Annotated in this window: 8 protein-coding genes; all 8 read left to right on the forward strand. The window is 68.6% G+C overall.

All coding sequences use genetic code 11. The features are described 5' to 3' along the window. The first annotated feature begins 13 nt into the window (after nucleotides 1-13). The 8 genes from ACFQV6_RS01300 to ACFQV6_RS01335 all read left to right on the forward strand — a co-directional run bounded on the left by ACFQV6_RS01300 (nucleotide 14) and on the right by ACFQV6_RS01335 (nucleotide 11,630). Nucleotides 14-1,540, forward strand: coding sequence for an alpha-N-arabinofuranosidase (locus ACFQV6_RS01300; RefSeq protein WP_378025399.1), 1,527 nt, complete (start codon nucleotides 14-16; stop codon nucleotides 1,538-1,540). A gap of 286 nt (nucleotides 1,541-1,826) precedes the next feature. Next, entirely contained in the window at nucleotides 1,827-3,518 is a 1,692-nt protein-coding gene (locus ACFQV6_RS01305) for a beta-1,3-glucanase family protein (protein WP_378025400.1), read from the forward strand. Between the two features lie 246 nt (nucleotides 3,519-3,764). Beyond that, nucleotides 3,765-5,234: a pyridoxal phosphate-dependent decarboxylase family protein gene (locus ACFQV6_RS01310; RefSeq protein WP_378025401.1), complete on the forward strand. Its 1,470-nt coding sequence runs from the start codon at nucleotides 3,765-3,767 to the stop codon at nucleotides 5,232-5,234. Next, nucleotides 5,234-6,520 carry a lysine N(6)-hydroxylase/L-ornithine N(5)-oxygenase family protein gene (locus ACFQV6_RS01315; RefSeq protein ID WP_378025402.1) on the forward strand — a complete coding sequence of 429 codons (1,287 nt, stop codon included), beginning with the start codon at nucleotides 5,234-5,236 and terminating at the stop codon, nucleotides 6,518-6,520. The genes ACFQV6_RS01310 and ACFQV6_RS01315 overlap by 1 nt, the downstream gene beginning before the upstream one ends. After that, on the forward strand, nucleotides 6,517-8,718 hold the full coding sequence (locus tag ACFQV6_RS01320) for a GNAT family N-acetyltransferase (RefSeq protein ID WP_378025403.1): 2,202 nt from the start codon (nucleotides 6,517-6,519) through the stop codon (nucleotides 8,716-8,718). Before ACFQV6_RS01315 ends, ACFQV6_RS01320 begins: the two co-directional genes overlap by 4 nt. Further along, entirely contained in the window at nucleotides 8,715-10,619 is a 1,905-nt protein-coding gene (locus ACFQV6_RS01325) for a penicillin acylase family protein (protein WP_378025404.1), read from the forward strand. Before ACFQV6_RS01320 ends, ACFQV6_RS01325 begins: the two co-directional genes overlap by 4 nt. Next, on the forward strand, nucleotides 10,619-11,170 hold the full coding sequence (locus ACFQV6_RS01330) for a GNAT family N-acetyltransferase (RefSeq protein ID WP_378025763.1): 552 nt from the start codon (nucleotides 10,619-10,621) through the stop codon (nucleotides 11,168-11,170). Before ACFQV6_RS01325 ends, ACFQV6_RS01330 begins: the two co-directional genes overlap by 1 nt. A 10-nt stretch (nucleotides 11,171-11,180) precedes the next feature. Continuing rightward, nucleotides 11,181-11,630 (forward strand): YdeI/OmpD-associated family protein, encoded by a 450-nt coding sequence (locus tag ACFQV6_RS01335; RefSeq protein WP_378025405.1) that lies wholly within the window; start codon nucleotides 11,181-11,183, stop codon nucleotides 11,628-11,630. Nucleotides 11,631-11,639: the final 9 nt, after the last annotated feature.

Here is an 11,639-nt window from a genome sequence, read left to right on the forward strand (position 1 = left end):
CCTAAGGAACAACATGCTTCGTGCACGTGTCGCACTCAACCCTGCCCACGTCGTGGCTCCGGTGAGCCGCCGCACCTTCGGCTCGTTCGTCGAGCACATGGGCCGCTGCGTCTACACCGGAATCTACGAGCCGTCCCACCCGCTCGCCGACGAGGACGGATTCCGCACCGACGTGCTGGCCCTCGCCCGGGAACTGGGCGTCACGATGGTGCGCTACCCCGGCGGGAACTTCGTCTCCGGCTACCGCTGGGAGGACGGCATCGGCCCGGCCGGGCAGCGGCCCCGCCGGCGTGACCTGGCCTGGCGCAGCATCGAGACGAACGAGGTCGGCATCGACGAATTCGCCAGGTGGGCGGAGAAGGCCGACATCGAGATCATGTACGCGGTCAACCTCGGCACCCGCGGAGTGCAGGAAGCGCTCGACGTCCACGAGTACGTCAACCATCCGGAGGGCACGCATCTCTCCGAGCTGCGGCGCGCCAACGGCGCCGAGAAACCCTACGGGATCAAGATCTGGTGCCTCGGCAACGAGCTGGACGGGCCCTGGCAGACCGGGCACAAGACACCTGAGGAGTACGGGCTACTGGCCGCTTCCACAGCGCGAGCTCTGCGCTCGGCCGAACCGGATCTCGAACTGGTCGCCTGCGGCAGCTCCAGCTCGACGATGCCGACCTTCGGAGCGTGGGAGTCGACGGTGCTCGAGCACGCGTACGAGGAGGTGGACTACGTCTCCTGTCACGCGTACTACGAGGAGTTCGACGGTGACCTCGGCTCGTTCCTGGCCAGTGCCGTCGACATGGACCACTTCGTGAACAGCATCGTGGCCACCGCGGACGCGGTCGGCGCCCGGCTGAAGAGCAAGAAGAAGATCAATCTGTCGTTCGACGAGTGGAACGTCTGGTACCTGTCGCGTTTCCAGAAGCAGCCGCTGCCCGAGGAGTGGGCGGTCGCCCCGCGCGTCATCGAGGACCAGTACAACGTCGCCGACGCGGTGGTCGTCGGCAGCCTGCTGATCTCCCTGCTCCGGCACAGCGACCGGGTGACGGCGGCCTGCCAGGCCCAGCTGGTCAACGTGATCGCGCCGATCATGACCGAACCGGGCGGCCCGGCGTGGCGGCAGACCATCTTCCACCCGTTCGCCCGGACCGCCGCGCTGGCCAAGGGCGACGTCCTGGACCTGCGGATCGACAGCCCCACCTACGAGACAGCGAAGTACGGCGCCGCCGCCCTGGTCGACGCCGTCGCCACCCACGACGCCTCCACCGGCGAGGTCGTCGTCTTCGCCGTCAACCGGGACCAGGAGCAGCCGGTCGAGTTCAGCGTCGACCTGAGCGGCTTCCCCGGCCCGCTGGTGATCGCCGAGTCCTGGACGCTGACCGACGACGACGTCCGCGCCGCCAACACCAGGGACGACCCCGACCGGGTCACCCTGCGCCCCACCGCCGACGTCCCGACGGGTGCCGTCACCCTCGCCGCCAACACCGCCACCCTCACCCTCCCCCGCATCTCCTGGACCGCCCTCCGCCTAACCCGCCCCTGAGCGGGCCTCCCGGCCCGTTTCGCCACCCCTCACAGCCAGCTGGCACTGAGGGGGGTGCGCGGGGCGTTTCGGCACCGCTCAGTGCCAGCTGGCTGTGAGGGGGGTGCGCGGGGCGTTTTGGGGCCGCTCAGTGCCAGCTGGCGGTGAGGGGGGTGCGGGGGGCGTTTTGGGGCCGCTCAGTGCCAGCTGGGGTTTGGGAGGGGAAAAGTGTTATCGGGGGAGGGCCGGGAATTGGACCTTAAAGGAGGTTTAAAGAAGGGGCGGATCGGGCGATCGGCTGCGAATAATGGCGTGCATCCCTGTCCGATCTTGTTCGAAGGGTCGCACCCCCATGCGCCGCAAAAGAAGTCTGATACTCGCGTCCGTGGCCACTGTCGCGGCACTGGGCACCGCCTGGATCGCCCTACCCGCCTCGGCCGCCGCACCCACTGCCTCCCTGCGTACAGTCTCCGACTGGGGCAGCGGCTGGCAGGACGAGGTGACGATCAGCAACACCGGAGCATCCGCGATCACCTCGTGGAAGGTGGAGTTCGACCTGCCCGCCGGCGCGGCGATCGGCAGTTTCTGGGATACCGACATGGCCGCCTCGGGAAGCCATCGGACATTTACGAACCGTGCCTGGAACGGCGCGATTCCGGTGGGCGGGAAGGTGACGTTCGGTTTCGTCGGTTCGGGTGGACAGCCGGTCAACTGCAAGCTGAACGGCGCGCCCTGTGACGGCGGTGTGACCGTACCGGCCACCACCGCGCCGACGACCGTGCCGCCGACGACGCGCCCGGTCACCGTGGCGCCGTCGACGGGCGCACCCACCACGGCACCGGCCACCACGAAGCCCGCCGCGACCACTCCGGCCGCCACCACGCCCGCCGCGACCGTCCCGCCGGCCTCCGACCTGCTGCCGGTCACCCTCACGAACCGCAGCGGGCGCAACGAGGCCGTCCACATCTACGTGCTGGGGGTCAATCTCAACACCGGCAAGCTGGGGTACGTGAACGGGGCCGGCGGGTTCACCGCTTGGTCGGGTGGCGGGACCGTCCCGGTGCCCGCCCCGGACGTCGCGATCTCCGGCCCGGCCAACGGCTCGGCGACCACCTTCAAGGTTCCCAAGAACATCTCCGGCCGGATCTACTTCTCGTTCGGCCGCAAGCTCGACTTCCGGCTCACCAACGACGGCCTGGTGCAGCCGGCACCGTGGGCATCCGGCGACCCGAACCACGACATCCTCTTCGACTGGAGCGAGTTCACCCTCAACGGCTCGGGCCTCTGGCTCAACAGCTCGCAGGTGGACATGTTCGCGGTACCGCACATCGTCAGCGTCACCGGCGGCAACGGGAACACCAGCAGGACCGGTGAGCCGGTGGCGAACGGCCGCCAGAAGGTGATCAACGCGATCAAGGCGAGCCCGGACTTCGCGAAGAGCGTGGTGACCGCCGCCGACGGTACGGTCCTGCGGGTGCTCGCGCCCGGCAAGGCCGCCGACGCCGGCCTGATGAGCCCGACCTACCTGGACCCGTACATCACGAGTGCCTGGGGCGCGTACGCCTCGAAGACCTTGACCGTCACCCCCTTCACCGATCAGCCCAATGTGAAATACCTGGGCCGGACCTCGGGCGACGTCATGAGTTTCACCGACACCTCTGGCCGTACGGTGGCCTCGTTCACCAAGCCCTCGACAGCGAACGTCTGGGGTTGCGACGGTGCCCTCGGCGCTCCGAACGACCAGGTGGTCGGCCCGATCGCCAGGACCCTGTGCGCGGCACTGCAGCGCACCACGCTGGGCCGCCTCGACACCCAGCCGAGCGGTACGGCAAACGACTTCTACCAGGGCGAACGCACCAACATCTACGCCCGGGAGATCCACAAGAACATGATCGACGGCAAGGCGTACGCGTTCGCCTTCGACGACGTGCAGAACCAGGAGTCGCTGGTGCACGACGGCGACCCGCGCGCCGCCGGGATCGTTCTGACCCCGTTCTGATCCACCGCCAGGAATCGATGGAGCCCACTGTTCTAGACGGTGGGCTCCATTTCCGCATTATGGGATGAATCACGCCCGCCGCCCGGAACAATCTTGCGAGCGCCGATGCGCTGGTGGTGGCCAGTGCGCCGGAGGTGAAGGCGAGTTCATCCCCGGCCGACACCCCATGGTCGAGTTTCCTTCTCATGTCCGGCCAGTTAGCCTCCCCTCAGTTAGGTTAGGTTTACCTTATTAGTGGAGGCCACGTTGGAGGGGTTCGCGTCCCCGCATCTGTTCTCCGGGTCCACGCTGGACAGTTACACGTCCGGTGTGTGGCACGCGTCGGCGCTGCTGGCCGACCGGGTGAAAGCGGTGCGGCAGCCGTACTCCGGCGCGGGAGTCGCCGAGTTGCAGGCCCAGGTCGACGCCGTCGACCTGGATCGCCCGCTCGGTGACACCGGTGCCGCGTTGCACGAGGTCGCCCGGCTCTATCTGGACAACGCCGTCTGGTTCCACGAGCCGACCTACGTGGCGCACCTGAACTGCCCGGTCGCCATCCCGGCCCTGAGCGCCGAGGTCCTGATCTCCGCCGTCAACTCCTCCGTCGACACCTGGGACCAGAGCGCCACCGGCACGCTCATCGAGCGCCGGCTGATCGACTGGACCGCCGGCCGGATCGGGTTCGGCCTCGGCGCGGACGGCATCTTCACCAGCGGCGGCACCCAATCCAACCTCCACGGCCTACTCCTGGCCCGCGAAGAAACCCTGGCCGACAGGGTGGAAGACCGCGACACCACGATCCCCCGCCTGCGGATCCTCGCCACCACCGACAGCCACTTCAGCGTCAGCAAGTCGGCCGGAATCCTCGGCATGGCGGCGGACGCCGTGGTCGGCGTCGCCACCGACGGCACCGGCCGGATGGATCCGGTGGCCCTGTCCGCCGCCATCGAGGGCGTACGCCGTGACGGCGGCATCCCGATGGCCGTCGTCGCCACCGCCGGCACCACCGACCTCGGCCGCATCGACCCGGTCGACGCCATCGGCGCGATCTGTGCCGAGCAGGGCGTCTGGTTCCACGTCGACGCGGCCTACGGCTGTGGTCTGCTCGTCTCCCAGCGCCGCCGGCACCTGCTGGACGGCATCGAGCGGGCCGACTCGGTCACCGTCGACTTCCACAAGAGCTTCTTCCAGCCGGTCAGCTGCAGCGCGATCGTGGTCCGCCGCGGCGAGACGATGCGCCGGATCGCGGTGCACGCCGACTACCTGAACCCGCGTACGGCGACCGTGCCGAACCAGGTCGACAAGAGTTTGCAGACCACCCGCCGGTTCGACGCGCTCAAACTCTGGATGACGCTGCGCACGATCGGCTCGGACCAGATCGGCGAGATGTTCGACGCCGTGGTGGACCGGGCGCAGGAGGCGTACCAGTACATCGGCGGTGAGACGGACTTCGAGGCGGTGGCCGCACCGACGCTGAGCACCGTGCTCTTCCGCTTCCGCCCGGACGGCATGAGCGTCGCCGAGTGCGACGACCTGATGCCGAAGCTGCGGCAGCGGCTCTTCTACGGCGGCCAGGCGATCGTCGCCGGCACCACGATCGGCGGCCACTACTGGCTGAAGTTCACGCTGCTCAACCCCAACACCACGATGGGCAACGTGCGGGACGTCCTCGACCTGATCCGCGAGGTGGGGCGAGACCTGATGGGCGAGCACGAGGCCGCGGCGGTGATGGCCTGATGCGTACGCACGACTTCGTAGCGATCGGTGTCGGACCGTTCAACCTCGGTCTGGCCGCCCTGACCGCGGACCTGCCCGACGTGGACGGCGTCTTCCTGGAGCAGCGCGCGGAGTTCAACTGGCACCCCGGCCTGATGATCGAGGGCGTGACCATCCAGGTCCCTTTCATGGCGGACCTGGTCACGATGGCCGACCCGACGAACCGGTTCTCGTTCCTCAACTACCTCAAGCAGGTGGGCCGGCTCTACCCGTTCTACATCCGGGAGAGCTTCTACCCGCTGCGGGCCGAGTACAACGAGTACTGCAAGTGGGTGGCCGGTCAGCTGTCGTCGATCCGCTGGAACACCAGGGTCGACACCGTCACGCACGACGGTGAGGCCTATCTGGTGCACACCGCGAACGAGACGTACCGGGCGCGCAAGCTGGTGCTCGGCATCGGCACCGCGCCGCGCGTCCCGGCGGTGGTGGACCAGGGCGAGTTCGTGCACAGCGCGGACTACCTGCACACCAAGGGCAAACTCCAGCGGCTCGACTCGATCACGGTGATCGGCAGCGGCCAGAGTGCCGCCGAGATCTACCTCGACCTGCTCAACGAGATCGACGCGTACGGCTACCACCTGAGCTGGATCACCAGGTCGCCGCGGTACTTCCCGATGGAGTACACGAAGCTGACCCTGGAGATGACGTCGCCGGAGTACATCCGCTACCACCACGGGCTGCCGATGGAGGTGCGTGACCGGCTCGGCCGCGAGCAGCGCAACCTCTACAAGGGAATCAGCGGCGACCTGGTCGACACCATCTACGACACCTTGTACGCGAAGAGCCTGCACGGCGAGGTGCCCACCACGCTGCTCACCGGCACCGAGCTGGAGGGCGTGATCTGGGACGAGGCGGAGAAGCGCTACACGCTCGCGCTGCACCACACCGAGCAGGGCCGCTCGTTCACCGCCTCGACCCAGGGCCTGATCCTGTCCACCGGATACGCACCCCGGGTGCCGTCCTTCCTGGACCCGGTCCGCGACCGGATCAACTGGGACGCCCGCGGCCGCTTCGACGTCGCCGTCGACTACACGGTCGATGTCAACGGGGGCGAGGTGTTCGTGCAGAACGCCGAGGAGCACACGCACAGCCTCACCGCCCCCGACCTCGGCATGGGCCCCTACCGCAACTCGGTGATCCTCAAGGGCATCACCGGGCGCGAGGTCTACCGGGTCGAGGAGTCGATCGCCTTCCAGCAGTTCGGCGCCCCCAAGGCCGACATCCCCAAGGCATTGGTGAAATCGTGAGAGCCGTACCCCTCGATCTTGAACGTGACCTGGACCTTCTGCACGCGTGGGTGACCCACCCGCGCTCGCACTTCTGGGGCTTGCAGGGTGCGACGCGGGAGAAGGTGCGCGAGGAATATCAGGCCATCGCCGACAATCCACACCACCAAGCCTGGCTGGGGTACGACGACGACGGCTCTCCGCTCTTCCTGGCCGAAACCTACGACCCGGCGCACAGCGAGCTGGCCCAGCACTACGACGTGCAACCCGGCGACCTGGGCATGCACGTGCTCGTCGCCCCGCCGACCCGCAAGCGTTCCGGGCTGACCTCCGCGGTGATGCGGGCGGTGATGGACCTCTGCTTCACCGACTCGCGGGTGGAGCGGGTCGTCGTCGAGCCGGACGTCCGCAACGAGGCGATCGCACGGAAGAACGCCGAGGTCGGCTTCGTCGAGCAGCGGCACGTCCAACTGCACGACAAGGTGGCCCGGCTCAGCTTCTGCACGCGCACCGCGTACGAGATGAGCGTCCCCCACCTGCGGCCGGAAGCGATCACCTACGCCCACCGCCGGCTGATCGCGAAAGCGATAGCCGAATTCAGTCACGAGCGCCTGATCAGCCCGCTCGCGCTCGGCGGCGATCGCTATCGCTTCGGTGAGAACACCTTCAAGGCGCAGCGGTACGAGCTGGAGCACTGGGTCGTCGACCCGGACTCGCTGGAGGGGCCGCTCGACGCGCTCGACTTCATCGCCGGGCTCCGGGAGACACTGGGGATTCCGGAGAAGCTGCTCGGGACGTACCTCGAGGAGATCTCCGCGACGCTGGCCGGCACCGCCTGGAAGTTCACCCATCGCCGGGAGACCGCCGACGAGTTGGTGCACGCCGGCTTCCAGACGATCGAGGCGGCGATGACCGAGGGGCATCCGGGCTTCGTGGCCAACAACGGCCGGATCGGTTTCGGACTTCGTGATCACTCGCAGTTCGCACCGGAAGCGGGCAGCCCGGTCCGCCTGCGCTGGGTGGCGATCCTGAAGGACGAGAGCATCTTCGTGGCCGGGGGCGATGAGCGGGAGCACTACGCCGCCGAGCTGGGGGCGGACCTGCTTGATCATTTCGAGCAGCAGCTGCGGGGACGGCGTCTGGCGCCCGCCGACTACCGCTACCTTCCGGTGCACCCGTGGCAGTGGGAGCACAAGCTGACCGTCACGTTCGCCGCCGACGTCGCCCGCCGCGCGATCGTGCCGCTCGATGCCGGCCCTGACCGTTATCGGGCACAGCAGTCGATTCGCACGTTCTTCAACATCGACCGGCCCGAACGGCACTACGTGAAGACCGCGATCGCCGTGCAGAACATGGGTTTCATGCGCGGGTTGTCGCCGAAGTACATGCGGGCCACCCCGCCGATCAACGACTGGGTCGCGTCGGTCGTGGAGAATGACGAGGAGCTCCGGTCCTGCGGATTCCATGTGCTGCGGGAACTCGCGTCGACCGGGTTCGTCGGTGATGCCTATCACCGGACGGGCACGCCGTCGGCGTACACGAAAATGCTTGCCGCTCTCTGGCGTGAGAGTCCCGTGCCGCGACTGGCCGACGGCGAGCGGGTGGCCACGATGGCCTGCCTGCTGCATCGCGACCGGGACGGAAACGCCCTGGTCTCCGCACTGATCCAGGCCTCCGGCATGGCGGCGGCCGACTGGGTGGCGACCTATCTGCGCGCCTACCTGCGGCCGATCGTGCACTGCCTGCTGCGGCACGATCTGGCCTTCATGCCGCACGGTGAGAACTTGATCCTGGTACTCGAGAACCACGTGCCCCGCCGGGTGTTCATGAAGGACATCGGCGAGGAGGTCGCGGTGATGAACGACCAGCCGCTGCCGCCCGAGGTGGAGCGGATCCGGGTCGAGGTCAGCGACGAGATCAAGGAACTGGCGATCTTCACCGACGTGTTCGACGGGTTCCTGCGCCACCTGGCCGGCATCCTCGACGCGGACGGGCTGCTCTCCTGGCCGGAGTTCTGGTCGCTGACCGGCGACTGCGTCCGCGAGCACGCCAAGGATCATCCCGCGCTGTCCGGCCGGCTCGACCTGCTGCGCCCGGCCTTCAAGCACTCCTGCCTGAATCGGCTCCAACTGCGCAACACCCTGCAGATGGTGGACATCGCCGACCAGGCCAGCTCGCTGATCTTCGCGGGCGAGCTGGACAACCCCATCGCCCGATGAAGGTCCACCGCGACGATCACGGTATCCCGCACCTGCGGGCCGGCTCGATCGATGAGCTGGCATATCTGCAGGGGCGGGTGACCGCTGTTGATCGCGGGCGGCAGATCGAGGTGGAGCGGCGCCGCTCCGAGGGCCGGCTCGCTGAGATCGCCGGCGCGGACGAGGTGGGCTGGGACCGGTTCGCGCGCAAGGTCCGGCTCGACGACACCGCCCGGCGCTGCTTCGCCACCTGCCTGCCGGAGACAAAGCGCTGGCTGGAGGCCTACGCCGACGGGGTCCGGGCCGGCGGGATCGACTGGCACCCCTGGTCGTCGCTCGGCGTCTTCCAGGTGCAACACATCCTCTTCGGGACCTTTCCCAACAAACTGTGGCGCGCTCACGTCGAACGCACGCTCGGCGCACACGCGCTGCCCTGGTTCGCCGTCGAAGGACCGGTCTCCTCGGGCAGCAACGCGTGGGCCGTGCCCGGTCAGATCGCCGGCGATCCGCACCGGCTCCTCGAGCTACCCGGCGTCTACCAGCAGATTCGCCTGGCCTGCCCGGAGTTCGACGTGGCCGGGCTGACCTTCCCGGGGGTTCCGGGCGTGCAGCATTTCGGTCACGCCGGGTCGGTGGCCTGGGCCGTCACCAACGCGATGGCCGACTACCAAGATCTCTATCTCGAGGAACTGCGCGCGGGCCCGGCCGGGGTCGAGGCCCGGGGCGCGGCCGGCTGGGAGCCGGTCGTCACCCTTCAAGAGACCGTTTCTGTACGCGACGCCGACTCGATCCTCGTGGACATCTCGGAGACACCGCGCGGCCCGATCGTCGACGGGAACCTCAGCTTGCGCACGCCGGCCCGCGCCGCCGCCGATCTGGGTTTCGACGCCCTGTTGCCCCTGCTGCGATCGTCCACCGTGGACGACGTCGCGGACGCACTCTCCGGATGGGTGGAACCGGTCAACAGCGTTCTTGTCGCCGACACCACCGGCCGCGTGGTGCAGCTGACGGCGGGCCGTGTTCCGGTCCGCGACGACCGAAATCGCTGGGTCCCGGTGCCCGCCTGGGAACCCGCCCACCAGTGGAAGCCGGAGTGGGCGCCGACGGCCCGGTTCGACGTGGCGACGGTCGCCAACGCCAACGCCAACGCCACCGGCGTGGCGACGGCCGTCAACGCCAACGGCGTGGCGACGGCCGTCAACGCCAACGGCGTGGCGTCGGTTGTCAACGCCAACGACCGGCGGCCCGACACCGAGGCGCACGGTATCGACTTCGCCCCGCCCGCCCGGGCCCGCCGGATCCGGCACCTACTCGACGACGGCACCGAGCCCGAGTTCATCCACATGGACACCGCGTTCGAGGCCTCGTCGGCGGAGGCCGGGCAGGCGGCTGCCTGGCGTAGCGCGGTGGCGCGGGCGCTGTGGGAGCATCCCGCGCTCGCACCGCTCTTCGGGGAGTCCGGGTACGACCCGATGTTCGCGCCGTGGACCGATCCGCGCGGCCGCATCGGGATCGCGCTGGACGGGGTACTGCTCGGCCTCGGCCTGGACCCCGTCGAGGTGGTGCCGCCGTCATCGGTGCCCGCCGCGCCGTGGGGTGACCGGCACCTGCTGCACCCGCTGCTGCTGCCCGGCCTGTTCGTGGACTTCCCCCGGACGCCGCTCTCCGGATCGGCCGACTGCGTGCTGAACACGTCGAGCATCCCCGGGGTCAGCGATCTCTGCTGGCGCGGGCCGGTCGCCCGGTACGTCTGGGACCTCGCGGACCGGCAGCGCAGCCGCTGGGTCGTCCCGTTCGGCGCGGTGGACTCGCCGGAGTCGCCGCACTTTTTGGACCAGTTGCCGCACTGGGTGGCCGGATCGCTCGTCCCGCTGGTCACCGACTGGGACCGCCTCACCGTTTTTCCCATGGAGGACCTGTGATCGTCTTTTCCGAGAAGCTCGCCGGGCTGGGCGAGCTGATCATGATTCCGCTCGACCCGGCGGCGCACGCCGAGCTGGTGCACGGCTGGGTGGTCAAGCCGCGCAACCAGTTCTGGGGGATGGGCTCGCACACCGTCGAGGAGATCGCGGAGGTCTATGCGTTCGTCGACGGCCTGGAGACGCATCACGCGTACCTGCTGATGCTCGACGACGCGCCGATCGGCATCTTCCAGACCTACGAGCCGGTGCACGATCCGGTCGGCGAGTGCTACGACGTGCGCCCCGGCGACTTCGGCATGCACCTGTTGCTCGACGCCGGCGACCGCGACCTGCCGCACCTGACGAGCACGGTCTTTCCCGCCCTGATGCGGCACCTCTTCGCCGACCCCGCCCACCTGCGCATCGTCGCCGAACCGGACGTCCGCAACGAACGCATGATCAGCCGGCTCCAGCGGGAGGGCTACACGCTCGGCGACCAGATCGATCTCGGTCACAAGCGGGCTCAACTGACCTTCCTCGACCGCTCCCGCTTCGAGGCCGGGCTGTCCTAGTCTGGCTCGCATGGAGTTCCGGGCGGAATTGCAGCGGACCGGTGGGAACACCACCGGCTTCCAGGTGGCGGACGAGATCGTCGACGGTCTCGGTGGTGGCGGGCGGCCCAAGGTCCTCGTCCGGGTCAACGGGTACGAGTTCCGGTCGTCGATCGCGCGGATGGGCGGCGATTACTGGCTCGGTGTGAGTGCCGAGCGGCGTGCGGCGGCCGGGATCGAGGGCGGCGAGGAGTACGACGTCCAGGTCGAGTTGGATGCCGCTCCGCGTACGATAGAAGTGCCTGATGATCTTGCAGTGGCGCTCGCCGAAGAGCCTGCGGTGAAGGCGTTCTGGGACACGATGTCGTTCAGCAATCAGCGATGGCACGCGGACCAGCTCACCTCGGCCAAGACCGACGAGACCCGTGCCCGGCGGCTTGCCAAATCCCTCGACCTGCTGCGCGCCGGCAAGGCCCGCTGATCTCACGCC

Origin of the sequence: Actinoplanes sp. GCM10030250, from assembly GCF_042666575.1 — a bacterium.
GTDB lineage: Bacteria > Actinomycetota > Actinomycetes > Mycobacteriales > Micromonosporaceae > Actinoplanes.